This window comes from Bacillus sp. D386 (genome assembly GCF_006346415.1).
The window spans coordinates 150,471-175,582 of record NZ_VEMV01000004.1; the positions used below are offsets into that span (position 1 = coordinate 150,471).

General features: G+C 41.2%; 20 protein-coding genes. 18 read left to right on the forward strand and 2 right to left on the reverse strand.

Annotation, left to right across the window (positions count from 1 at the left end; all coding sequences use genetic code 11):
- Window positions 1-21: 21 nt before the first annotated feature.
- Entirely contained in the window at window positions 22-981 is a 960-nt protein-coding gene (gene uvsE, locus FHY45_RS12795; protein ID WP_139892073.1) for a UV DNA damage repair endonuclease UvsE, read from the reverse strand.
- A gap of 387 nt (window positions 982-1,368) precedes the next feature.
- Between uvsE and FHY45_RS12800 the strand changes: the two genes are divergently transcribed.
- From FHY45_RS12800 to FHY45_RS12840, 9 genes are all read left to right on the forward strand, one after another.
- A complete protein-coding gene (locus FHY45_RS12800) occupies window positions 1,369-3,480 on the forward strand; it encodes a (Fe-S)-binding protein (protein WP_066109762.1) in 2,112 nt (703 codons plus the stop codon).
- A 224-nt stretch (window positions 3,481-3,704) separates the two neighbouring features.
- Window positions 3,705-4,898, forward strand: coding sequence for an acetyl-CoA C-acetyltransferase (locus tag FHY45_RS12805; RefSeq protein ID WP_066109381.1), 1,194 nt, complete (start codon window positions 3,705-3,707; stop codon window positions 4,896-4,898).
- Between the two features lie 19 nt (window positions 4,899-4,917).
- On the forward strand, window positions 4,918-5,769 hold the full coding sequence (locus tag FHY45_RS12810; RefSeq protein WP_066109378.1) for a 3-hydroxybutyryl-CoA dehydrogenase: 852 nt from the start codon (window positions 4,918-4,920) through the stop codon (window positions 5,767-5,769).
- Between the two features lie 26 nt (window positions 5,770-5,795).
- Complete coding sequence (locus tag FHY45_RS12815) at window positions 5,796-6,932, forward strand: acyl-CoA dehydrogenase (protein ID WP_066109375.1); 1,137 nt, start codon at window positions 5,796-5,798, stop codon at window positions 6,930-6,932.
- A gap of 20 nt (window positions 6,933-6,952) precedes the next feature.
- Window positions 6,953-8,095: an acyl-CoA dehydrogenase gene (locus FHY45_RS12820; RefSeq protein WP_139892074.1), complete on the forward strand. Its 1,143-nt coding sequence runs from the start codon at window positions 6,953-6,955 to the stop codon at window positions 8,093-8,095.
- Window positions 8,096-8,185: 90 nt separating this feature from the next.
- Window positions 8,186-8,818 (forward strand): TetR/AcrR family transcriptional regulator, encoded by a 633-nt coding sequence (locus tag FHY45_RS12825; RefSeq protein ID WP_139892075.1) that lies wholly within the window; start codon window positions 8,186-8,188, stop codon window positions 8,816-8,818.
- Window positions 8,819-8,838: 20 nt separating this feature from the next.
- Complete coding sequence (icmF, locus tag FHY45_RS12830; protein WP_139892076.1) at window positions 8,839-12,096, forward strand: fused isobutyryl-CoA mutase/GTPase IcmF; 3,258 nt, start codon at window positions 8,839-8,841, stop codon at window positions 12,094-12,096.
- Between the two features lie 398 nt (window positions 12,097-12,494).
- The gene (gene rpoE, locus FHY45_RS12835) at window positions 12,495-13,070 is read left to right on the forward strand and encodes a DNA-directed RNA polymerase subunit delta (protein WP_066109364.1); all 576 of its coding nucleotides are present in this window, start codon (window positions 12,495-12,497) and stop codon (window positions 13,068-13,070) included.
- A 222-nt stretch (window positions 13,071-13,292) separates the two neighbouring features.
- Window positions 13,293-14,891 carry a CTP synthase gene (locus FHY45_RS12840; RefSeq protein ID WP_066109361.1) on the forward strand — a complete coding sequence of 533 codons (1,599 nt, stop codon included), beginning with the start codon at window positions 13,293-13,295 and terminating at the stop codon, window positions 14,889-14,891.
- Between the two features lie 341 nt (window positions 14,892-15,232).
- Here the strand turns inward: FHY45_RS12840 and FHY45_RS12845 are convergent, their stop codons facing one another.
- Window positions 15,233-15,778, reverse strand: coding sequence for a DUF2529 family protein (locus FHY45_RS12845; protein ID WP_066109358.1), 546 nt, complete (start codon window positions 15,776-15,778; stop codon window positions 15,233-15,235).
- Between the two features lie 215 nt (window positions 15,779-15,993).
- On the opposite strand from FHY45_RS12845, the gene FHY45_RS12850 reads away from it, so the two are divergent.
- From FHY45_RS12850 to prmC, 9 genes are all read left to right on the forward strand, one after another.
- Window positions 15,994-16,371 carry a response regulator gene (locus FHY45_RS12850; RefSeq protein ID WP_066109355.1) on the forward strand — a complete coding sequence of 126 codons (378 nt, stop codon included), beginning with the start codon at window positions 15,994-15,996 and terminating at the stop codon, window positions 16,369-16,371.
- Between the two features lie 165 nt (window positions 16,372-16,536).
- Entirely contained in the window at window positions 16,537-17,394 is an 858-nt protein-coding gene (locus tag FHY45_RS12855) for a class II fructose-bisphosphate aldolase (protein ID WP_066109352.1), read from the forward strand.
- Window positions 17,395-17,556: 162 nt separating this feature from the next.
- A complete protein-coding gene (fsa, locus tag FHY45_RS12860) occupies window positions 17,557-18,207 on the forward strand; it encodes a fructose-6-phosphate aldolase (protein ID WP_066109349.1) in 651 nt (216 codons plus the stop codon).
- A 142-nt stretch (window positions 18,208-18,349) separates the two neighbouring features.
- Complete coding sequence (locus FHY45_RS12865; RefSeq protein WP_139892077.1) at window positions 18,350-19,636, forward strand: UDP-N-acetylglucosamine 1-carboxyvinyltransferase; 1,287 nt, start codon at window positions 18,350-18,352, stop codon at window positions 19,634-19,636.
- Between the two features lie 386 nt (window positions 19,637-20,022).
- Entirely contained in the window at window positions 20,023-21,306 is a 1,284-nt protein-coding gene (gene rho / locus FHY45_RS12870) for a transcription termination factor Rho (RefSeq protein WP_066109343.1), read from the forward strand.
- A 123-nt stretch (window positions 21,307-21,429) separates the two neighbouring features.
- On the forward strand, window positions 21,430-21,648 hold the full coding sequence (rpmE, locus tag FHY45_RS12875) for a 50S ribosomal protein L31 (protein WP_066109340.1): 219 nt from the start codon (window positions 21,430-21,432) through the stop codon (window positions 21,646-21,648).
- 283 nt (window positions 21,649-21,931) lie between these two features.
- Complete coding sequence (locus tag FHY45_RS12880) at window positions 21,932-22,570, forward strand: thymidine kinase (RefSeq protein WP_066109338.1); 639 nt, start codon at window positions 21,932-21,934, stop codon at window positions 22,568-22,570.
- Window positions 22,571-22,770: 200 nt separating this feature from the next.
- The gene (prfA, locus tag FHY45_RS12885; RefSeq protein WP_066109335.1) at window positions 22,771-23,841 is read left to right on the forward strand and encodes a peptide chain release factor 1; all 1,071 of its coding nucleotides are present in this window, start codon (window positions 22,771-22,773) and stop codon (window positions 23,839-23,841) included.
- A gap of 5 nt (window positions 23,842-23,846) precedes the next feature.
- Window positions 23,847-24,707, forward strand: a complete 861-nt coding sequence (gene prmC / locus FHY45_RS12890) for a peptide chain release factor N(5)-glutamine methyltransferase (protein ID WP_139892342.1) — start codon at window positions 23,847-23,849, stop codon at window positions 24,705-24,707.
- Window positions 24,708-25,112: the final 405 nt, after the last annotated feature.

Below are 25,112 nucleotides of genomic sequence, written 5' to 3' on the forward strand. Positions count from 1 at the left end.
GTAACAGAATGCTATCAAATATTATCTAATCCTGATGCTTCCGCCGCTTATTCGATTGATTCCTCTTAATGAAGCCAAATCCTCAATCAGCTTCATCATCGCAATATCCTTATTTTTTGCCTCGATTATGAAATCAATTTCAGGAATCCCTATTTGTTTCAGCATTTGGATAAATGGCATGATAAAGTCAACGTCGACGTTGGCTGCGTGTGCGCGAATTTCATTTTCCGAACGGGGAGAAGATATATGGATTTTAGGCTTCCAGCCTCTCAATTCCCATGTCAGAAGAATACGGGGCAACAATTTTTCCAATGGAGTCATAGAAGGATTTGCCACGTGATGATGGTAATCAAATAAAAGCGGGATATCCTCATGCTCACAAACCTGCAGAGTCTCTTCAGTTGTATAAGTCTTATCATCATTTTCGAGTGTCATGAGCTGCTTAATGGATTCAGGGATTTTTTGGCTATTGGCATAAAACCGTTGAATAGCCGTTTGTTTATTTCCATATGATCCGCCGACATGGATATTAATGAGTGCTTGGTCTGGCATTCCCATAGCCTCCAGCATTTTATAATGGTAAACCATATCTTCAACCGCCTTATCTGTCACATCATGATTAGGAGAGGTAAAAAGTGTAAAGGCATTCGGGTGGAAGCTGACACGAAGCTTGTGTTTCCGTACCAGTTTGCCAATTTCAGCCCAATCTTTTTTGAAAGGTGTAATAAAATCCCACTTAACATCAGGGTGAGTTGCAAGCGGTACAATCGAGCTTGAGAAACGATAGATCGGTATTTCATGTGCAATATTATAATGGAGAATTCGTTTGGTGGTTTCGATATTTTGTTTAGTAATTGCGAGTAATCGTTCGATTTGCTCTTCTTGAGATAGTCCGCTCCATCGTGTATAGGTGATGGTTTTGGAGGGGGTTGAATTCCAAAGATTTAAAGCAGTGGATACATATCCAAATCGAATATCCATAAATAAAGGCCTCTCCTTTCCATGTTTTTAAGTAGTAGCCGTTTATTAAGCTATGCGGCAGGGTATTGGTATTAAACTGTAAAATACTTCCTGGATATGGATTGAAACTGAATCAATGTATACCTCAAAGTAGTTCCTCTAACCAATATCTACTCATCTTAGTATGACTAAAAATATAAAAATAAATCTCAAATGATCTATTCGACAAACTAGATTATATTTACCATGTTTTAATAATTAATCTAAAATATGTAAGTTATTGATTGACTGAATGCTCATTCATTATATAAAATATAGTTATACTATATTGGGTTTAGTGTCGTTTTATGTTGTAGGTAACTTTTAAATCATGCTTTCGGTAGCAAAAGGGGGAAGACGGGGATGGAGATGAATGGTCTTCTATGGATCAACTTAGTTGCAGCTGTTCTTGTAACCGCTTACGCAGTTTGGCTGTTCACGTATCTGATCAGAACAAGGATTGCCTATATTAAACTTGGCAAGAAAACTGAGTTTGATAATGACGTAAAGAAGAGGCTGGAAAAGATTTGGGTATTTGTATTTGGGCAGAAAAAATTACTGAAGGATAAGAAAAGCGGAACGATGCATGTGCTCTTCTTTTACGGGTTTATCCTTGTCCAATTTGGAGCGATTGATCTAATTTGGAAAGGGATTAAACCGGGATCTCATTTGCCATTGGGACCTATATATCCGATTTTTACTTTTTTCCAGGAGATAGTTGTACTCCTGGTACTGGTGGCTGTTGTTTGGGCATTCTATCGCCGTTATATTGAGAAGCTTGTTCGGCTAAAGAGGGGATTTAAAGCCGGTCTAGTTCTGATCTTTATCGGAGGATTAATGCTAGCAACGCTTGTAGCGAACGGGGCTGCTATTGTATGGCATGGCGGTGAGCTTCATTGGTCAGAGCCTGTTGCTTCTACGATTGCGATGGCGCTTGGCTGGATGAATGAGACAGCTGCCATAGCTGTATTCTATGTGGCCTGGTGGATACATTTACTATTCATTTTGACGTTCTTGGTATATATTCCGCAATCGAAGCACGCACATTTAATTGCCGGACCAGCCAATGTTTATTTGCACAGATTAACTCCGCCAAAATTAAAGAAAATTGATTTTGAGGATGAAACACAGGAAACGTATGGAGCAGGTAAGATTCAGGACTTTACGGATCTGCAGCTCGTCGATTTATACGCATGCGTGGAGTGCGGCCGTTGCACCAATATGTGTCCGGCAACCGGGACAGGAAAAATGCTGTCACCAATGGACGTTCTAATTAAAATGCGTGACCATTTAACGTTTACGGGAGCTGCAGTTACAAGGAAAGAGCCATGGGTTCCGGGATTTGTATTCAGTAATACGAAAGGCAATCAAATCGCGGTGGCTGCACAGGGTGCGGGTGCTGCGGAGTCTGCGGCAGCAGCTGAATTGTACAATCCAGCTTTGGTGGGTGAGGTTATTACAGAGGAAGAGCTTTGGGCATGTACTACATGCCGCAACTGTGAGGATCAGTGTCCGGTTATGAATGAGCATGTTGGAACCATTATTGATATGCGTCGCTTTCTTGTATTAACGGAAGGTAAAGTACCTGCTGATGCTCAGCGTGCGATGCAAAATATCGAACGTCAGGGAAACCCTTGGGGATTAAACCGTAAAGAGCGTGAAGATTGGCGTGAAGCTCGTGAGGATGTAGTTGTACCGACTGTGAAGGAAATGAAGAAGTCTGGTGAAGAGTTTGAATACTTATTCTGGGTCGGCTCAATGGGATCCTATGACAACCGTTCACAAAAAATTGCTTTATCATTTGCGAAACTTTTAAATGAAGCCGGCGTTAAATTTGCGATTCTCGGTAATAAGGAGAAAAACTCCGGAGATACACCGCGACGTCTTGGGAACGAATTCCTGTTCCAGGAGCTGGCTACAAAGAATATTGAAGAGTTCGAAAAAAATGAGGTCAAAAAGATTGTTACAATCGATCCGCATGCTTTCAATATCTTCAAAAATGAATATCCGGACTTCGGCTTACAGGCAGAGGTTTATCACCATACACAGGTGCTGGCTGATCTAGTGAAGGAAGGCAGATTAAAACCAACTTATGCCGTTAATGAAAAAATTACGTTCCATGATTCTTGTTACTTGGGAAGGTACAACGATGTCTATGATGCACCGAGGGATATTTTAAAAGCAATTCCGGGAGCCTCATTTGTAGAAATAGAAAGAAATCGCGAAAATGGAATGTGCTGTGGAGCGGGTGGGGGCTTGATGTGGATGGAAGAGGAAACAGGCCACCGTATCAATGTTGCCCGTACGGAACAAGCTCTTGAGGTCAATCCGACAGTTATCAGCTCGGGCTGTCCATATTGCTTAACTATGTTAAGTGACGGCACAAAGGCGAAGGAAGTTGAAGAAGAAGTTAAAACATACGATGTGGCAGAACTGCTTGAAAAAGCGGTATTTGGGGAACATAGGGAGCTTGCATCTTAATTTTCACCGATATATGAAGGGGTTCATATAGTAATAGATGAGACAGAAACGGAAATTTACACAACTATTTGTTTTCGAAATATTGCGTAAATATTTCCGTTTCTTTCTTATTTACAGTAAAATACAAATATACCAAATTAAAGCGCTTACATATTTTCTGCCAACGACGAGCGAGCGTTCAGTCAATTAACCAAAGTATGAAATTTGAAAGCGGAGGGATAACGATGGGGAAAACCGTAATTATTGATGGAGCTAGGACGCCTTTTGGAAAATTTGGAGGAGCATTAAGCAGTTTAACAGCTTCGGAGTTAGGCGGAATAGCAATCAAAGAGGCTATAGAACGTGCAGGTGTAAATGCGGCAGATGTGAATGAAGTCATTATGGGATGTGTATTACAGGGTGGCCAAGGGCAAATCGTTTCTCGTCAGGCCTCAAGACATGCAGGGCTTCCATGGTCAGTAAAGACAGAGACGATTAATAAAGTATGTGCATCGGGTTTACGAAGCGTCACGCTCGGAGACCAGATCATTCGGCTTGGTGAAGAAGAAGTTATCGTGGCCGGCGGGATGGAATCAATGAGCAATGCTCCATATATTCTTCCGAAAGCAAGGTGGGGAGCTCGTATGGGAGATACGCCGCTGGTCGATATGATGGTCCATGATGGTTTGACATGCAGCTTTACCGGTGTACATATGGGGTCTTACGGTAACAGCACATCTGAGGACCTGGAATTATCAAGAAGTGATCAGGATAACTGGGCTTATCAGAGCCATCAAAAGGCAATTCGAGCAATTGAATCCGGCCTTCTGCAGGAAGAAATCGTTCCAGTATCGGTCAAACAGCGTAAAGGTGAGCCGGTTGTTGTGGAAATCGATGAAGCGCCGCGAAAAGATACGACAGTGGAGAAGCTGAGTTCCTTGAAACCGGCATTTGACCGGGATGGAACAATAACGGCTGGAAACGCACCGGGGATTAATGACGGGGCTGGAGCACTTGTTTTAATGAGTGAGGATAAAGCAATTGATGAAGGATACAAGATTGGTGCAAGAATTATCGGCCATGCCGAAATTGCTGTGGAAGCAAAGGATTTCCCAAAAACTCCCGGCTTAGTCATTAATGAGCTGCTTAAGAAAACAGAAAAATCACTGGATGATATTGATTTATTTGAAGTGAATGAGGCATTTGCAGCGGTTGCCCTTGCGAGTGGCAAGCTTGCCAATCTTGATGCTGAAAAAGTGAATGTAAATGGTGGAGCGGTTGCCCTTGGCCATCCAATCGGAGCTAGTGGGGCGCGAATCATTCTCACCCTCATGTATGAACTGAAGAGACGTGGCGGCGGCATAGGGATCGCGTCTATCTGCAGCGGCGGCGGACAGGGAGATGCCATTATGATCGAAGTGCCAAAGGCAAAAGAATAAAAAAACGGGGTGAAGTGGGATGGAGATTAAAAAAATAATGGTCATCGGTGCAGGGCAAATGGGGTCTGGAATTGCACAGGTTTGTGCGGTATCAGGGTTCGAGGTGTTTCTGCACGATTTAACTGAAGAGTTTGTAAAAAAGGGTCTGGTTACCATCGAAAATAATTTGTTAAGGCAAGTGGAGAAGGGGCGTTTAAGTGAACAGGAAAAAGTAGAGATCCTGGAAAGATTAACACCCTCAACTGAAATGAAAAATGCAGGTCATGTCGACCTCATAATTGAAGCAGCTACAGAAAATATGGATATCAAAAAGAAAATATTTAAAGAGCTTGATGAGGTTGCGTCGGTTCACACAATTCTCGCTACGAATACCTCTTCCTTACCAATTACGGAAATTGCAGCAGCAACAAAACGTCCGGAGCAGGTAATCGGTATGCATTTTATGAATCCTGTGCCTGTCATGAAGCTTGTGGAGATCATTCGCGGTCTCGCAACTTCTGAAGAAGTATATAAAAAAATTGAAGAGACCGCTAAAGAGCTCGGAAAGATTCCGGTAGAAGTAAATGATTTTCCTGGCTTTGTTTCAAACCGCATACTCATGCCGATGATCAACGAAGCCATATTCACCCTATATGAAGGGGTTGCTTCCAAGGAAGCCATTGATGAAGTGATGAAGCTGGGGATGAATCATCCAATGGGTCCGCTGCAGCTCGCTGATTTTATTGGGCTTGATACATGTTTGTACATTATGGAAACCTTGCATGAAGGTCTTGGAGATGACAAATATCGGCCATGTCCGCTGCTACGTAAATATGTAAGTGCCGGTTGGCTCGGCAAGAAATCCGGCAGAGGATTTTACCAATACAACTAAGTTTGTCAAAAAGGAGGCTGGCTGCAATGGAATTCACGTTTACGGATGAGCAGCAAATGATGAGAAAAATGGTTCGTGAATTTGCCGTCAAGGAAATCGAGCCATTTGTACCAAAGATGGAAGCTGGATTGTTTCCGAGGGAGATTGTATCCAAAATGGCGGAGCTTGGACTGATGGGGATTCCGATACCGGAGTCATATGGCGGGGCCGGAATGGATTATATCTCCTACATTACAGCGATACATGAAATATCGAAAATAAGTCCGACAGTCGGCGTGATTTTATCCGTCCATACATCTGTTGGAACCTACCCGATTTTGAATTTTGGTAATGAAGAACAAAAAAAGGCGTATATACCGAAGCTTGCAAGTGGCGAATATCTGGGTGCTTTCTGTCTAACTGAACCAAGTGCCGGATCAGATGCAGGCTCCCTGAAATCAAGAGCTGTAAGAAAAAATGGGGAGTATATCGTCAATGGTTCAAAAATATTTATCACGAATGGCGGTGAGGCAGATGTCTATATTGTTTTTGCCTCTACGGATCCTTCTAAGAGAAATAAGGGAATCAGCGCTTTTATTGTAGACAAAGACACGCCCGGACTTACCATCGGCAAGGATGAAAATAAAATGGGCTTGCATGGATCAAGAACAGTTCAGCTCATCTTTGAGGATATGAGAGTACCGGCCGAGAATCTGCTAGGGGAAGAAGGACAGGGAATGTCCATCGCGCTGAATAACCTGAATACAGGGCGGATTGGGATTGCAGCACAGGCACTTGGGATAGCGGAAGGGGCTTTTCAGCATGCTGTCCAATATGCAAAGAATCGCAGCCAATTTGGGAAACCAATCTCTGCTCAGCAGGGAATAGGCTTTAAGCTCGCCGATATGGGGACAATGGTTGAGGCTTCAAAATTACTGGTTTATCAGGCAGCTGCTTTAAAAAGTTCGAATCAGCCTTGTACAAAGGAGGCATCCATGGCAAAGCTGTTTGCCTCGCGTACGGCAGTTGAAGTGGCGACCGAAGCAATCCAGGTTTTTGGAGGCTATGGCTATACCGAGGAATACCCAGTAGAACGTTATTTCAGGGATGCAAAGGTGACAGAAATATACGAAGGTACAAGCGAAATCCAACGAATAGTAATCAGTAAGCATTTGATGGGCTAATAGAACAGGGGGAAATAGGAATGAATTTTAAATTATCAGAGGAACATGAAATGATTCGCAAAATGGTTAGGGACTTTGCCCGGAATGAAGTCGCACCGACTGCGGCCGAACGGGATGAGGAAGAGCGTTTTGACAGGGAAATCTTTAACAAAATGGCGGAGCTCGGGCTTACAGGTATTCCTTGGCCAGAGGAGTATGGTGGAATCGGCAGTGATTATGTAGCCTATTGCATTGCCATTGAAGAACTTTCGCGTGTCTGTGCTTCAACAGGTGTTACGCTATCTGCTCATACATCATTGGCTGGCTGGCCAATTTATAAATTTGGCAATGAAGAACAAAAGCAAAAATATTTAAGACCTATGGCGCAGGGAGAGAAAATTGGAGCGTATGGGCTGACGGAGCCGGGATCGGGCTCGGATTCGGGAGCTATGAAAACAACTGCCCGTCTGGAAGAAGATCATTATGTTTTAAATGGCTCTAAAATATTCATTACAAATGGGGGCGTGGCGGATACATATGTGGTCTTTGCATTGACAGATCCGTCCTCTAAACATAAAGGTACAAGCGCATTCATTGTGGAGAAAGATTTCCCTGGCTTTAGTGTTGGAAAAAAGGAAAAGAAACTCGGGATTCGTTCATCTCCAACAACAGAGATTATTTTTGAAGAGTGTAAAGTACCGAAGGAGAATCTATTAGGTACAGAGGGAGAAGGATTTAAAATCGCCATGATGACCCTTGATGGAGGAAGAAATGGCATTGCTGCGCAGGCTGTTGGAATCGCTCAGGGAGCGCTCGACGCTGCAGTGGATTATGCGAGGGAGCGAGTTCAGTTCGGCAAACCAATTTCTGCCCAGCAGGGAGTTGGCTTTAAGCTTGCAGATATGGCAACCAGTATAGAGGCTTCAAGACTTTTAACCTATCAGGCTGCTTGGCTGGAATCCGAGGGACTTCCATATGGAAAAGAGTCGGCTATGTCCAAATTATTTGCCGGCGATACAGCAATGAAGGTCACAACAGAAGCGGTACAGGTATTTGGCGGGTATGGATATACAAAGGATTATCCGGTTGAACGCTATATGCGTGATGCGAAAATAACACAAATTTATGAAGGAACACAGGAAATCCAAAGACTTGTTATCTCAAGAATGCTCACCAAAAACTAATTTCAAATTTTTATAGGGTTCTTCCCGGCTATCTTTATCCGGGGAGAATTGATTTTTAAAAGAAATACTTGTAGGTAGGTGGGTGAAAGGGTGAAGAGAATCGTAGTCCATGCCTCAGTAAAGGATGAGAGGCTAGTGAAAAAACGCCGGGACGAGATGATCAAAGGGGCGGTCTCTTTATTCATAGAGAAGGGCTACCACCGAACAACAACAAGGGAAATAGCGAAGGCAGCAGGATTCAGTATTGGAACGCTCTATGAATATATCAGATCCAAGGATGATATTTTATATCTCGTTTGTGACAATATTTACGATGAGGTGAAGGACCGGCTTCAAAAGGCGCTTGAAGAAAGCGAGGGGACATTTGCCGGACTGCGCTTAGGTATCGCCTATTATTTTAAAATTTGTGATGAAATGCAGGATGAAGTATTGGTGATGTACCAGGAAGCAAAATCGTTGAGTAGGGCAGCACTGCCATATGTATTAAATAAAGAAAATGAAATGACGAAAATGTTTGAGGAACTTATTCAGACATGTGTACAGCATGAGGAAATTGATTTAAGCCCGATACAAATTCACCTGCTTGCACATAACATTATTGTTCATGGACAAATGTGGGCATTCAGGAGATGGGGACTTAGAAAAAGCTTTACAATCGATCAATATATTGAAATGCAATCGCATCTTCTTTTAAGCGGTTTAGCCAATGGGGAAAACAGATAAGCAAAGGGGAATGAAAAAAGATGAATAAAGGATATAAACCGAAACACCCTATCCGTTTTGTGACTGCTTCGAGTTTATTTGATGGGCACGATGTCAGTGTCAATATTATGAGAAGAATTCTTCAGGCAAAAGGAGCGGAGGTGATTCACCTTGGTCATAATCGTTCTGTTGAGGAAATTGTTAATGCAGCTATTCAGGAGGATGTTCAGGGGATTGCTGTTTCTTCCTATCAGGGTGGTCACGTAGAATTTTTTAAGTATATGTACGATTTGCTCAAGGAAAGAGGAGCCGGCCATATTCGTATTTATGGGGGCGGCGGAGGAGTCATCATACCAAGGGAGATTAAAGAGCTGCATGAATATGGGATTGCAAAGATTTTTTCACCGGATGATGGAAGAGAAATGGGCCTTGAGGGCATGATGGAATTGCTAATACGTGAATGTGATTATCCACTGCCCCCGCTTGAAGAGTTGAATGAGGGGAATCTATCCGTATCGGCCCCATTAACTGTAGCACGCGCGATTACGATGGTGGAAAATCGCTTGCTGGCTGGGCAGGAAGCCGTTGCTTTGTCAGATGAACTGCAAAAAATAGATGATAAACAGGTTAATCATATTCCGGTAATTGGGATAACCGGTACTGGGGGAGCGGGAAAGAGCTCGCTTACAGATGAATTAATAAGGCGATTCATTAATGAAATCCCTGAACAAAACATAGCAATTCTTTCGATTGACCCAACGAAGCAGAAAACAGGCGGAGCGTTGCTTGGAGACAGAATACGAATGAATGCCATTTTTCATCCGCGTGTGTATATGAGGAGCTTGGCGACGCGGAACTCACACTCTGAGCTTTCCAATTCGATAAAAGATGCAATAGCTGTCGTAAAAGCAGCCGGATTTGATGCTGTAATTATTGAAACAAGCGGAATTGGCCAGGGAGATGCGGCAATAACGGAAGTATGTGATATATCCATGTATGTCATGACAAGTGAGTTTGGAGCCCCTTCACAGCTTGAGAAAATAGATATGATTGATTTTGCTGATTTAATTGTTATTAATAAATTTGAAAGAAAAGGATCAGAGGATGCATTGCGCCAGGTTCAAAAACAATACCAGCGCAGCCGCAATCTATTTGATAAGGATCTGGCTGAAATGCCGGTGTACGGAACGATTGCGAGCCAGTTTAATGATGTGGGTACAAACGCACTTTTTGCTGCGTTGCTTGAAGTCATTGAGAAGAAAACAGGTCAGGAATACAAAAGCCGTTTTAATACATCTGTGCGTTCAGAAAAGCAAAATGTCATCATCCCTCCCGACCGTCAATATTACTTACGGGAAATCGCTGAAACAGTAAAGCAATATCATACCGCCTCACTTGAGCAACAACAGATTGCCAGGCGATTATTTCAAATAGAAGGTACCATACAGGCGTTAGAGGAAGAGGGATATTCAGCGGATGGAACAGAGCCGCTGAGCGAGCTTCAAAAGGGATACAGGCAAAATCTAACCAATGAGTCAAAAGCCATTCTTGATGGCTGGAATAATCAGAAGGAATTATATTCAAAAACAGAACTGATTACGAAAGTACGAAATAAGGAAATTAAGACAGAATTGAGGACTAGTACATTAAGTGGTCTGACCATACCGAAAGTAGCTTTACCTAAGTTTCAGGATTATGGAGAAATCCTGCGCTGGGTACAGAAAGAGAATGTTCCCGGGAAATTTCCGTTCACTGCAGGTGTGTTTCCGTTTAAAAGACAGGAAGAGGATCCGAAGCGGCAATTTGCCGGAGAAGGATCACCGGAGAGAACGAACCGCCGTTTTCATTATTTATCAAAGGATGATACGGCCAAACGGCTGAGCACGGCTTTTGATTCGGTCACACTATATGGCGAGGATCCGCATATACGCCCAGATATTTATGGGAAGGTTGGGGAAAGCGGTGTAAGTGTCTGTACCCTTGAGGATATGAAAAAACTCTATGATGGGTTTGATTTATGTTCACCAAGTACTTCCGTTTCTATGACAATCAATGGCCCTGCTCCCATCATTCTTGCTATGTTTATGAATACCGCCATTGATCAACAAATAGAGAAAAAGCAAGCAGAGCTTAAAAGAACTCTTACTTCTGAGGAAAAGGAAACTGTAAAAAAAGAGACCCTGGAGATTGTCAGAGGAACCGTTCAGGCAGATATTTTAAAGGAAGATCAGGGACAGAATACATGTATCTTTTCTACTGAGTTCGCATTAAAACTGATGGGCGATATCCAGGAGTACTTCGTAAAAAATCGGGTGAGAAATTATTATTCTGTCTCCATATCCGGTTATCACATCGCTGAGGCAGGAGCAAATCCCATTTCACAATTAGCATTTACACTGTCGAATGGCTTTACGTATGTAGAATATTATTTAAGCCGAGGTATGGACATTGATTCGTTTGCACCGAATCTCTCGTTCTTTTTCTCAAATGGACTGGACCCAGAATATACTGTTCTCGGACGTGTGGCAAGGCGAATATGGGCAATTGTTATGAGAGATAAATACGGTGCGAATGAACGAAGCCAAAAGCTGAAATATCATATCCAAACCTCGGGACGTTCCCTGCATGCTCAGGAAATTGATTTTAATGATATCCGTACGACTCTGCAGGCTTTGCTTGCTTTGCAGGATAATTGTAACTCCCTGCATACCAATGCCTATGACGAAGCAATCACTACACCAACGGAGGAATCCGTACGAAGGGCCATGGCCATTCAGATGATTGTTACGAAAGAATTTGGCTGGATGAAGAATGAAAATTCTCTTCAGGGTTCCTTCATTGTTGAGGAATTAACGGATTTAGTAGAAGAAGCGGTTCTCCGCGAATTTGAACGAATCAACGACAGAGGTGGAGTCCTTGGAGCAATGGAAATGCAGTATCAACGTGGCAAAATTCAGGATGAATCTCTTGTTTATGAAATGAAAAAGCATTCGGGTGAGCTTCCGATTATTGGTGTGAACACCTATTTAAATCCTAATCCGCCGAGTGAAGATGAAGTAAACAATATGGAATTGGCCCGTGCCACAAAGGATGAAAAGGATTTACAAATTGCTAATCTAGATAAATTTAAGGAGATTCATGGAATGGCTGCAGAAAATGCTCTAACTCAACTCAAAGAGGCTGCCATTAATGGAGAGAACATATTTGAACAGCTGATGGAAACTGTTAAAACAGCCAGTCTTGGCCAAATCACCCATGCATTATATGAAGTTGGAGGGCAATATCGCAGAAATATGTAAGTTTCTGTGCTACCAGAGTACAGACTAATTAATGTCTGTACTCTGATTTTTTAGGATGACATTCAAAGGATTGATCATTTGCTCAATATTTGTGTATGGGATTGAACATTAATAGCTGGTTGTATGGTAGGATAAAAAAGTAGAAGCTTTTTATTATAAGATACATAAAAGCAGGTTATAATGGAGAAACGAGAGGATACTGGAAACGGGTTGAACAAAGACCGATCAGTGCCCCTTTAAGTCCTTGTGATGGCTTTTTATTTATATTCTTATAAAGCCGCAAGAGGAAAAAGGATAGAACGGATAAAATAAAGTGGCAAAAAGATGAATCGTTTGGTTATAATGGGATATGCATAATTGGGCATTCATGTTGATTTGATAGAAAGGAAGTGCGAACAATGAAACTAGCCAACCTGTCTAAGGAAGAAGTAAGTGAAATGGCTTACATTGAAATTGCGAACGTGTTACTTATAGAAAAGAAAGAAGCAATAGATTTTAAGGTAATGATGGATAAAATCCAAAAATTACTTGGTTTGACAGATGAAGAAGTTAGTGCAAAAATGGGCCAATTCTATACAGATCTAAATGTAGACGGCCGTTTTATCAGTATTGGAGACAATCGCTGGGGACTAAAAGGATGGTACCCTGTTGAACAAGTTGAAGAAGAAACAGTTCCAGCTTCTAAAGTGAAGAAGAAGAAAAAAGGCAAAAAAGCACTCGTTGATGACTTTGATGATGAGGATGAAGTTCTTGATTTTGATGATCTTGATGACTTCGATGACGACGATGATGAGGATGATTCTTTAATTGATGATTTCGACGATATCGATGACATCGATGATGATGAGGATGATGATGACGAGGATCTAATCGAGGACGAAGTTATCGTTGAGGATGATTATGATCTTGACGACGAAGAAGAAGAGGAAGAAGATCTTGTGATTGACGAAGAAGAAGAGGACGACAATCGCTAATCCTTTAACCTTGACTTAAAGTGTCAATCTTTGTAGAATATTCATTGGGCTCCTTTAAAATAAAGGAAACACTATTAAGCGATTTTAAGCTCCCTTGCTTGCAAGGGGGCTTTTTTATTTTTTTTAGGGGATAGGCCCGATGAAAAAACAAAAACTAATCACTATTAATAGATTTGTGCTTACCAAATGAAATCAATACGATCTTTTAGGAGGTTTTTATAGATGACAAAATATATTTTTGTTACAGGCGGAGTTGTATCTTCTTTAGGAAAAGGGATTACAGCTGCTTCACTTGGCCGCTTATTGAAAAACAGAGGCTTGAAAGTGACAATCCAAAAATTTGACCCATACATCAATGTGGACCCGGGAACGATGAGTCCTTATCAACATGGTGAAGTTTTCGTAACAGATGATGGTGCAGAAACAGATTTAGACTTAGGCCATTATGAGCGTTTTATTGATATCAATTTATCTAAGCTTTCCAATGTAACAACAGGTAAAGTTTACTCTCACGTGTTAAAGAAAGAGCGCCGCGGAGACTATTTAGGCGGAACGGTGCAAGTAATCCCGCATATTACGAATGAGATTAAAGAGCGGATTTTGAAAGCTGGCCATGATACAAATGCGGATGTCGTTATTACCGAAATTGGCGGAACAGTAGGGGATATTGAATCCTTGCCATTCCTGGAAGCGATTCGTCAAATTAAGAGTGATATTGGCAGCGATAACGTTCTATACATTCACTGTACATTGATTCCTTACCTTAAAGCTGCTGGTGAAATGAAAACAAAGCCTACACAGCACAGTGTTAAAGAATTGCGCAGCTTAGGTATTCAGCCAAATATTATCGTCGTGCGTACAGAATTACCAATCTCTCAGGATATGAAAGACAAACTTGCTCTGTTCTGTGACATTGATAAAAATTCTGTCATCGAGTGCCGTGATGCAGAAACTTTATATTCCATTCCATTGGATCTTCAGGCACAAGGAATGGACGAAATTGTTTGTAACCATTTGAAATTGCAAACAAACGATGCAGATATGACAGAATGGAAAGAGTTGCTACATAAAGTAACGAATCTGACCAAAGAAGTGAAAATCGGTCTTGTTGGAAAATATGTAGAGCTTCAAGATGCCTATATTTCTGTAGTAGAAGCATTAAAACATGCCGGCTATGCATTTGATGCAGATGTGAAGATTAAATGGATTAACGCAGAGCATGTAAATAAAGAGAATGTAAATGAAATGCTTGATGATGTGGATGGTATTTTGGTGCCGGGCGGATTTGGAGACCGTGGTGTTGAAGGAAAAATCCTGGCAACCGAATATGCCCGCACTAACAAAAAGCCGTTCTTTGGAATCTGTCTTGGTATGCAGTTAGCATCCATTGAATTTGCACGTAACGTTCTTGGGTTAAAAGATGCTCATTCTTCTGAGCTTAATCCGGAAACGACAAACCCAATCATTGACTTACTTCCTGAACAAATTGATATCGAGGACCTTGGCGGGACTCTTAGACTTGGTTTATATCCATGTAAAATTGTTCCTGGAACGAAAACATTTGAAGCTTATCAAGATGAAGTGGTATATGAGCGCCACCGCCATCGTTATGAGTTCAACAACCATTACCGCGAAGATATGGAGAAACAAGGCTTTATCTTCTCAGGTACCAGCCCGGATGGACGTCTGGTAGAAATTATTGAATTGAAGGATCATCCTTGGTTCATTGCTTCTCAATTCCATCCAGAATTCAAATCAAGACCACAGCGTCCGCAGCCATTGTTCCGTGAATTCATTCATGCATCACTAGGCGAAAAATAATAAAAATAAAGGTGTACAGAAAATCAGTTACTACTGATAGCTCTGTACACCTTTTTTATTTTCGAGTGATTTTTTACTCAAAAGTGATATTTGTACTCATAAGGGCGATTAAATATACAATTCGTCCTATAAAGGTTCAATAAATTGGAAAACGCTCATCTGAAAAGGCTATTCAATTAGTTGAAATTATAAAATTTCAACTAACCTCAATCGTCCAAACTTACAACTTTATATAGTAAACGAAATCATTATCAGAAAACTTTTATCAAACAAAAACAGACAAGAAACTTGCTGGTATGCGCTTACGTAATGTAAAGTTATTTTTTGGCCAAGCAGGATAATTATTCTTCTTCATATTCCTTAATGATTTCATCGATTGACAGAGTGATTCCCTGATAAACGAAGAGGGCGGCTGCAAGGGTGGGAATCCCGCTTCTTGTTCCATCCTCATTTGGAATAAGACCTCGTGTTGCTTTTAAATCAATATGGATATCTGCCAGATTGGCAAGGTTCGGCGTATTGATATCATCTGCAGCAGGAGCCAGGGAAACGGCAACAAAAGGGATACGCTGTCCGTTTAAGGATTCAGCTAAAGCAACTGCTTCCGGTTCGGTTGCAGTTCGTGCAAAAATGATGGCGCGGTCTCGTTGCTCGATTTGAGCCATATATTGGCCGTTATACAATCGCTTCACGCCTTTGATCGGTTCAGGTCCATCGATTGCCTGGCTGATAATCCCATCCATTTCTTTAAAACCATGAAGATAAACAATACCATGGCTGACTAAAGCCTGAGCTAATAATCTCGCTGCGTCCTCCATATTTTCCTGTTCATCTTGTTCAATTTTTTTATAAATACCAGTTAATTGAGTTAAATATATTTTCAGCATTTGGGTCAACTCCTGATTTTAATAGTAATAGATGCTTTCATTTTTACTGTTTTTACAGCATTAAAATGATAAGTTCCTGTCAAAGTATAAATGCTTGAACGTAAATTGTCGAAAGACAATTTCGTTTGAATAAAGGTATTATTTACCTATTAGTAGAACTTATAGATTTAAGTGTCTTATTTATACAGGCTAACGGAAAGAAGGAGCTGTGTAAAATGAATGAAAAAATTTTAATTGTTGATGATCAATTTGGCATCCGTATTTTGCTGAATGAAGTACTGCAGCAGGAAGGATATCAAACATTTCTGGCGGCAAATGGAGAGCAGGCATTGGCGCTCCAGAAAAGTGAATCACCAGATTTAGTGTTGCTGGATATGAAAATTCCCGGTATGGACGGAATTGAGATTTTAAAAAGAATGAAAGAAGAAGATCAGGGCATTCGTGTATTAATTATGACAGCGTATGGAGAATTAGATATGATTCAGGAAGCGATGAACCTGGGAGCCTTGACTCATTTTGCAAAACCATTTGATATTGATGATATTAGGAAAGCGGTAAAGGATCATTTACCGGTTGCTAAAATTGACAGTTAAATGTACATTTTGCACACTTGTTGATAGTTTGAGGACAAGTTGATATGCTAGAGATAACTTCCCTCTGACGCTTTTTGCAGAAGGGGGAATACATATCGATCCATTAGGGAAAATGATAAGGGAAGCCGTTTGGCTCGAGCTTATTATTAACAAGGAGGAAGAAAAATGCCTTTAGTATCAATGACTGAAATGCTGAACAAAGCAAAAGAAGAAGGATATGCAGTTGGACAATTTAATATCAATAATCTAGAGTATACCCAAGCTATTCTTCAAGCTGCTGAGGAAGAAAAATCTCCAGTAATCTTAGGGGTTTCTGAAGGGGCAGCTCGTTACATGGGCGGTTTTAAAGTGTGTGTAGCAATGACAAAAGCCTTAATGGAAGAATACAAGACAACAGTTCCAGTTGCTATTCACTTAGACCACGGTTCCAGCTTTGAAAAATGTAAAGAAGCTGTTGATGCAGGATTCACTTCCGTTATGATTGATGCTTCTCATCACCCATACGAAGAGAATATTGAAATTACTTCTAAAGTGGTTGAATATGCTCATGCAAATGGTGTTTCTGTTGAAGCAGAACTTGGAACAGTTGGCGGACAAGAAGATGACGTAGTAGCTGATGGCGTTATCTATGCTGACGTTGAAGAGTGTAAAGATCTTGTAAAACGTACAAATATCGACTGTCTTGCTCCAGCGTTAGGCTCTGTTCACGGACCTTACAAAGGTGAACCGAAATTAGGTTTCAAAGAGATGGAAGAAATCGGAAAAGAAACTGGTATGCCATTAGTACTTCACGGTGGATCCGGTATTCCTTTACACGATATCCAAAAAGCTATTTCTCTTGGAACAGCTAAAATTAATGTAAATACTGAAAACCAAATCACTTCTGCTAAAGCGGTACGTGAAGTATTGGCTGCGGACAAAGAAGTATACGATCCACGTAAATACCTTGGACCAGCTCGTGAAGCAATTAAAGAAACGGTTATCGGTAAAATTCGTGAATTCGGTTCTAATAACAAAGCATAAAAGATATCTTTACGAGAGGATGCCACTCATCATGGGATCCTCTTTTTTACTATACATAATTTTGGTTAAATCATACGTTTTTAAAGGTGAAATTATTTGCTCAAAATGGAGAACAATGACACAATATAAAAGACATAGAAATTCATTCAAGGAGGAATTTAAATGAAGTTTTTTATAGATACAGCAAACTTAAATGAAATTAAAGAGGCCCATGCACTTGGTATTTTGGCAGGTGTAACAACGAACCCATCATTAGTTGCGAAGGAAAAAGATGTTTCTTTCCATGATCGTCTGCGTGAAATAACAGCGTTGGTACCTGGTTCTGTAAGTGCAGAGGTTATTGCACTGGATGCGGAAGGTATGATTCGTGAGGGTAAAGAATTAGCTGAGATTGCTCCGAACATCACAGTAAAAGTACCAATGACTCCAGACGGATTAAAAGCAGTTCATGCATTGACTGAAGCAGGAATCAAAACAAACGTAACTTTAATTTTTAATGCCAATCAGGCTTTATTAGCTGCTAGAGCAGGTGCAACATATGTTTCTCCTTTTATCGGAAGATTAGATGATATTGGACAAAATGGACTTGATTTAATAGCTGAAATTGCAGAAATCTTTGCAATCCATGATATCGATTCAGAGATTATTGCAGCAAGTATCCGTCATCCACAGCATGTGACGCAAGCAGCACTTCGCGGCGCACATATTGCAACGGTTCCTTATAACGTAATTCTTCAAATTTGTAAGCATCCGCTAACAGACAAAGGAATTGAAGCATTCCTTAAGGATTGGGAAACAAGAACAGAAAAATAATCGTGGTAAAATATGTATGAATGATCCGAGCTTGTGAAATAATTTGACAGACTAGCTTTAATTCAGGTGATTTTTGTGGTAATATTTACCTTATTCTCGCCGGACGGATAAAATCACATCAAGGGCGCAGAAGGGAGTTATTATGGAAAAGCTTAAAATAGCGGGTGGGTATCCGCTAAAAGGGGAAGTTCGCATAAGTGGTGCAAAGAATAGTGCAGTTGCTTTAATACCAGCAACTATTCTTGCTGACTCATCTGTAACAATTGAGGGGCTTCCAAATATCTCTGACGTAGAAATGCTTAAAGGATTACTTGAAGAAATCGGCGGTCAGGTAACACTTGACTCAACTGAAATGACTGTTGATCCGAGTAAGATGATATCAATGCCTCTTCCAAACGGAAGGGTCAAACAATTACGTGCCTCCTATTATTTAATGGGAGCGATGCTCGGTAAATTTAAGAAAGCAGTTATTGGCTTGCCGGGGGGATGCTATTTGGGACCTCGCCCAATTGATCAGCATATCAAAGGATTTGAAGCTCTCAGTGCTCAGGTAACAAATGAGCAGGGGGCAATCTATTTGCGTGCTGAAGAATTACGTGGAGCCCGAATCTACCTGGATGTTGTCAGCGTAGGAGCAACGATTAATATCATGCTCGCAGCTGTATTAGCTAAAGGCAAAACCATTATTGAAAATGCTGCGAAAGAGCCGGAAATTATCGATGTTGCAACATTGTTAACGAATATGGGAGCCCGTATCAAAGGTGCAGGTACGGATGTCATTCGTATCGAGGGTGTCGAAAAACTTCATGGTTGCAGACATACCATTATTCCTGACCGTATCGAGGCAGGAACCTATATGATTGTTGCCGCAGCAGTTGGAGAAGGTATATTGATTGATAATGTAATACCGCAGCATCTTGAATCCCTGATTGCAAAGCTAAGAGAAATGGGAATTGGTATTGAAGAGCGGGACGACCAGATTTATATACCGAAGGCTGAAAAATTAAAAGCAGTAGATATAAAAACCCTTGTATATCCTGGTTTCCCTACGGATTTACAGCAGCCCTTAACAGCATTATTGACGAAGGCTACTGGATCTTCCGTTGTTACGGATACCATATATGGATCTCGATTTAAACATATAGATGAATTAAGCAGGATGAACGCCGATATTAAGGTAGAAGGCCGTTCTGCAATTATTAATGGACCTGTTCAGCTTAATGGAGCAAAAGTGAAGGCAAGTGATTTGCGCGCCGGAGCTGCTTTAATTATTGCTGGTCTATTAGCAGAGGGAGTTACCGAAATAACCGGTGTCGAGCATATCGATCGGGGATACAGCTTTATAGTGGACAAGCTTTCAGGACTGGGAGCGACCATATGGAGAGAACAATTATCGCCGAGAGAGATTGAGCAGCTTAAGAATTCTTAATGTAACAATCTAAATAAGAAACCAAATTTGGTTATGAAAACGTAATTTAGATAAAAATAGTAGTTCCTCCAGGTGAAAATCTGGAGGACTTTATTATAAAAATTATGAAATTGTGATATATTGAGAATGTTGCAATAGTTTTAAAAACCTCTATGTGATGTTAATAGTTGAAGTCTGAATCAAAAGCGAGTAAAATGGATTTGTTTTTGAGAAAAAAATAGAATAGAATATAATTGCTAATGAAAGCAACAAATGGTTTACGTGGATTTAAACCGCAACTCATCCTTTTACCTTCCTAAATATTTTCTTCTTGATAACCCTATCCATGTAGTAATAAACAAATCACTAAAATCAATCTAATTAATTTACTGAAGTGTGGTGTCATAATGGAATTAACAATTTCCGATTTAGAGAATTTAAAGCTAAAAGAGCTTTATGAACAAGCTAAAAAGTATAAAGTGTCCTATTATAGTAAGCTGACAAAGAAAGAATTGATCTTTGCCATCTTAAAAGCTCAGGCGGAGCGAGATGGGTACCTATTCATGGAAGGTGTTTTAGAAATCATTCCATCTGAAGGGTTTGGATTCCTAAGACCGATCAATTACTCACCAAGTTCAGAGGATATCTATATTTCGGCATCTCAGATTCGCCGATTTGATCTAAGAAACGGTGATAAAGTATCCGGTAAGGTACGTCCTCCAAAAGAAAATGAACGGTATTATGGATTATTGCATGTTGAAGCAGTGAATGGGGATAATCCTGAATCAGCTAAGGAGAGGGTGCATTTCCCTGCATTAACTCCGCTGTATCCTGATCGTCAGGTTGTACTTGAAACAACTCCCCGCAATGTATCTACACGTGTAATGGATATCGTAGCACCTGTTGGTTTTGGGCAACGTGGATTGATTGTCGCACCTCCAAAGGCTGGTAAAACGATGCTTCTTAAAGAAATCGCCAATGCCATTACAACGAATCACCCGGATGCGGAATTAATCGTCCTTTTAATTGACGAGCGTCCTGAGGAAGTAACAGATATCGAGCGATCTGTACAGGCAGATGTAGTCAGCTCAACATTTGATGAGGTTCCTGAAAACCATATCAAAGTAGCAGAGCTTGTATTAGAGCGTGCTATGCGTCTGGTTGAGCATAAACGAGATGTTATTATTTTAATGGATAGTATAACAAGATTGGCACGTGCTTATAACCTAGTAATCCCTCCAAGCGGCAGAACATTGTCAGGTGGGATTGACCCGGCGGCATTTCACCGTCCGAAGCGTTTCTTTGGAGCTGCACGTAATATTGAAGAAGGCGGTAGCTTAACCATTTTAGCAACAGCTCTTGTGGATACAGGTTCAAGAATGGATGACGTTATTTACGAAGAATTTAAAGGAACGGGTAATATGGAGCTTCACCTGGATCGCTCACTAGCAGAAAGAAGAATATTCCCTGCTATTGATATTCGCCGATCTGGGACAAGGAAAGAGGAGCTTATTATTCCGAAAGACCATTTGGAAAAATTATGGGCTATTCGCAAAACGATGTCAGATATGCCTGATTTTGCTGAGCGTCTGTTACGAAAACTTAAACAAACTAAAACCAACCAAGAATTCTTTCAATACCTCGATGACGAGATGAAAAAGTCAACGGGCGGATCGAAAAGAATCTTGTAATAGTAGCAGTAGCTGTTGATTTAAAATAACACGTCTGTTATAATATCTTGAGTGTGCTTATACTAAAAAGAGCACGCTTGATAACTCTGTTTCGAAAGACTCAGGGCGGAAGGAGTGGAAAAGATGAAAACAGGAATTCACCCTAATTACAAAACAGCAACTGTTAAATGTGCTTGTGGTAATGAATTTGTAACTGGCTCTGTTAAAGAAGAGGTGCGCGTAGAGGTTTGCAATGAATGCCACCCATTCTACACTGGACGTCAAAAGTTTGCTTCTGCTGATGGACGTGTTGAGCGTTTCAACAAGAAGTATGGTTTCAAATCCCAACAACAAGAACAATAATTTTGATTTTCGGAAACAGGCAGCGGGTAAGCCGCTTGCCTGTTTTTTTGCTTTAAGGCAGACACAGGCTAATGTACTGAGAAAAACATGTTGGTCTGTGTTTGTATGTTTTTAGAGGAGTTATATCAATTTTTTAACAACAAAGGTCTCTATTAACAAATGATAAAAAATCTTTTCTTGAGCAGTTTATGATGTATAATTATCTATTGGTATAGTAAATGCAGGAATGTTACAAGCAAAATCCTAATGAACCTAGTAAAGACAGGAAGGGAGACCCCAACACATGTACGAAACGAAACAATTTGGCTGGATAGAATTAATTTGTGGCAGCATGTTTTCCGGAAAATCTGAAGAACTGATTCGCAGGGTAAGGAGAGCGGTCTTTGCTAAGCAATCCATTGCTGTTTTCAAACCGGCTATTGATAATCGATACAGTGAGGAAGCGGTGGTTTCCCACAATGGAACTTCTGTTATTGCCAAAGGCATTACGCATTCATCCCATATCTTCGATCATATAGATTTAGATACAGATTTAATTGCCATTGATGAAGTGCAGTTTTTTGACGAAGAAATTGTACAGGTTGCTCAGCATTTGGCAGACAGCGGCTATCGAGTAATCCTGGCTGGCCTTGATCAGGATTTTAGAGGAGAGCCATTCGGGCCGATGCCGGAGTTAATGTGCCTGGCAGAACAGGTAACAAAACTACAGGCAGTTTGTTCCGTATGCGGATCCCCTGCAAGCCGGACGCAGCGTTTGATTGATAAGAAGCCTGCAGGCTATGAGGACCCTGTTATTTTAGTGGGTGCATCGGAATCCTATGAGCCAAGATGCCGTCATCATCATGAAGTACCAGGCAAACAAGAAACGGTACATACACCGATTAACGGTGGTATCGAAAACATAAAAACAAACAGGCTTTAAAAGGAATGAACACCTCCGGAGGAATAAGTGGAATTTGGGGGTGTTTTTGTATGTCAGAAATAAAAGGGTATGGCAGATTAAAGGATGTATGTTCATCTTTGCCGTCTCTTTTTTTCGTTTCCGTCTGATTGTGGTACAATAAACAAATCAAATACTGAGGTAAAAACCTCTTTTAAAAACCTGTTAATGAGGTGAAGAAATTGATCGATCGTTTACAAGCGGTAGAAGACCGATATGACAAATTAAATGAGCTTTTGAGTGACCCGGAAATCGTAAATGACACTAAGAAGCTTCGCGAATATTCCAAGGAACAATCAGATATTCAGGAGACTGTCTTTGCGTATCGAGAATATAAAGATGTACGTTCCCAATTTGTTGATGCGAAAGCAATGCTTGAAGAGAAGCTGGATGCTGAAATGCGTGAAATGGTGAAGGAAGAAGTAGATGAACTTTCCGGACAAATGAAAGAGTTGGAAGAAAAGCTTAAAGTATTGCTGATTCCCAAAGATCCTAATGATGATAAAAACGTTATTATGGAAATTCGCGGAGCAGCCGGCGGTGATGAAGCGGCCCTATTCGCAGGAAGTCTTTATAGAATGTACAGCCGTTATGCTGAGGCACAAGGATGGAAGATTGATGTAATGGATTCAAATCCAACGGGGCTTGGCGGTTATAAAGAAATCATCTTTATGATTAATGGAAATGGCGCATACTCCAAGATGAAATTCGAAAACGGTGCCCATCGTGTACAACGTGTCCCTGAAACAGAATCAGGCGGTCGTATTCACACATCAACAGCGACTGTGGCTTGCTTACCGGAGGCAGAAGAGGTTGAGGTTGAAGTTCATGACAAAGATATCCGTGTAGATACGTTTGCATCCAGCGGACCGGGCGGACAAAGTGTTAACACTACCATGTCAGCTGTACGTCTTACTCACGTTCCTACGGGGATTGTTGTATCCTGCCAGGATGAAAAATCCCAGATTAAAAACAAAGAGAAAGCAATGAAAGTATTGCGTGCTCGTATTTATGATAAATTCCAGCAGGAAGCACAGGCTGAGTATGACAGTGCTCGTAAATCTGCAGTCGGAACAGGGGATCGCTCAGAACGTATCCGTACGTATAATTATCCGCAAAACCGTGTTACAGATCACCGCATTGGATTAACCATTCAAAAGCTGGATCAAATCATGGAAGGCAAATTGGATGAAGTGATTGATGCATTGATTGTTGAGGACCAGGCTAGCCGTCTTCAAAATGCGGAGGATTAAGAATGATGAAAGTGTATGAAGCTCTTCGATGGGCTTCTTCTTTTTTAAGGGAGAATGGCCGTGATGAAAATGCTGGAGAATGGCTGTTGATGAATCAGCTGGGTCTATCCCGTGCTCAAATGCTTGCGAATATGCATGATGAGTTAACGGAAGAGGAAGAAGCTATCTTTATAAAGGATGTAAAAAAGCATGGAATCGAAGCAGTACCTGTGCAGCATATAATTGGCAGCGAGGAGTTTTATGGCAGGACATTTCTGGTGAATGGAGATGTATTGATTCCGCGTCCTGAAACGGAAGAGCTGATATTTCATGCCTTAGCTAAACTAAAAAAGCTTTTTAGTCCTGAAGAGAAGCTGGACATGGCTGATATTGGGACAGGCAGCGGGATTATTGCGATTACGATGGCATTGGAATGTCCTGATATGAAAGTGACGGCTGTCGATTTGTCAGAGAAAGCATTGAAACAGGCAGCTGAAAATGCTCAACGCCTTCAGGCTGAGGTGGCGTTCTTGCAGGGGGATTTGCTCAAACCATTAATAGATGCTGGTAAAAGGGTGAATGTTCTTCTTTCTAATCCTCCTTATATTCCTGAATCAGATCATGCAATCCTTTCGGATGTGGTTAAAAACCATGAACCTCATCTCGCCTTGTTTGCTGGAAATGATGGTTTGGATTGTTACCGCCAAATTACATCAGATCTGCCAAATGTACTTACAGACAAAGCATTGGTTGGATTTGAAGTAGGCGCCGGTCAGGGAGAGCAAGTAGCAGAACTAATGCAAGCTGTTTACCCTGAAGCCCATGTAGAAGTCCTGTTCGATATCAACGGAAAAGATCGAATGGTCTTTGGCGAAATAAAAAGCTGAAACGGCTTGATCAGAAGCGAGGAGCATAAGACAGGGGCTCGGAGGGAGGTGCTCTTCCCTCCCGCAGAGGTCATGCTTATGTCCTGAGCTTCTAGCCGTTGAAGCTAGATTACATAAAAAGCTGAAGAGCCTGTATCGATGAACGAAGACTAAGACGCCACGTCCTGTGGCAACGTCTTCATGACCAACATCCTGTAGGCCCGCGACGAGCATAAGATGAATACTCGGAGGGAGGCGTTCTTCTCTCCTGTAGAGTATTTGCTTATGACTCGAGCTCCTAGGCCCAGAAGCTGGATTACATAAAAAGCTGAGGCGACTGCCCAGCTCCGACAAGCATAAGGAGAGGCATGAAGGGAGGCTATTAAGGAACAAAGACTAAGAACGCCACATCGTGTGGCAGCGTCT

Coding starts and splice junctions, on each gene's coding strand:
- rpmE (WP_066109340.1), top strand. CDS start 21,430: ATGAAAACAGGAATTCACCCTAATTACAAAACAGCAACTGTTAAATGT.
- fsa (WP_066109349.1), top strand. CDS start 17,557: ATGAAGTTTTTTATAGATACAGCAAACTTAAATGAAATTAAAGAGGCC.
- FHY45_RS12800 (WP_066109762.1), top strand. CDS start 1,369: ATGAATGGTCTTCTATGGATCAACTTAGTTGCAGCTGTTCTTGTAACC.
- FHY45_RS12810 (WP_066109378.1), top strand. CDS start 4,918: ATGGAGATTAAAAAAATAATGGTCATCGGTGCAGGGCAAATGGGGTCT.
- uvsE (WP_139892073.1), bottom strand. CDS start 981: ATGGATATTCGATTTGGATATGTATCCACTGCTTTAAATCTTTGGAAT.
- FHY45_RS12840 (WP_066109361.1), top strand. CDS start 13,293: ATGACAAAATATATTTTTGTTACAGGCGGAGTTGTATCTTCTTTAGGA.
- FHY45_RS12815 (WP_066109375.1), top strand. CDS start 5,796: ATGGAATTCACGTTTACGGATGAGCAGCAAATGATGAGAAAAATGGTT.
- FHY45_RS12880 (WP_066109338.1), top strand. CDS start 21,932: ATGTACGAAACGAAACAATTTGGCTGGATAGAATTAATTTGTGGCAGC.
- FHY45_RS12850 (WP_066109355.1), top strand. CDS start 15,994: ATGAATGAAAAAATTTTAATTGTTGATGATCAATTTGGCATCCGTATT.
- FHY45_RS12820 (WP_139892074.1), top strand. CDS start 6,953: ATGAATTTTAAATTATCAGAGGAACATGAAATGATTCGCAAAATGGTT.
- rho (WP_066109343.1), top strand. CDS start 20,023: ATGGAATTAACAATTTCCGATTTAGAGAATTTAAAGCTAAAAGAGCTT.
- FHY45_RS12805 (WP_066109381.1), top strand. CDS start 3,705: ATGGGGAAAACCGTAATTATTGATGGAGCTAGGACGCCTTTTGGAAAA.
- FHY45_RS12845 (WP_066109358.1), bottom strand. CDS start 15,778: ATGCTGAAAATATATTTAACTCAATTAACTGGTATTTATAAAAAAATT.
- prmC (WP_139892342.1), top strand. CDS start 23,847: ATGAAAGTGTATGAAGCTCTTCGATGGGCTTCTTCTTTTTTAAGGGAG.
- icmF (WP_139892076.1), top strand. CDS start 8,839: ATGAATAAAGGATATAAACCGAAACACCCTATCCGTTTTGTGACTGCT.
- FHY45_RS12865 (WP_139892077.1), top strand. CDS start 18,350: ATGGAAAAGCTTAAAATAGCGGGTGGGTATCCGCTAAAAGGGGAAGTT.
- rpoE (WP_066109364.1), top strand. CDS start 12,495: ATGAAACTAGCCAACCTGTCTAAGGAAGAAGTAAGTGAAATGGCTTAC.
- FHY45_RS12855 (WP_066109352.1), top strand. CDS start 16,537: ATGCCTTTAGTATCAATGACTGAAATGCTGAACAAAGCAAAAGAAGAA.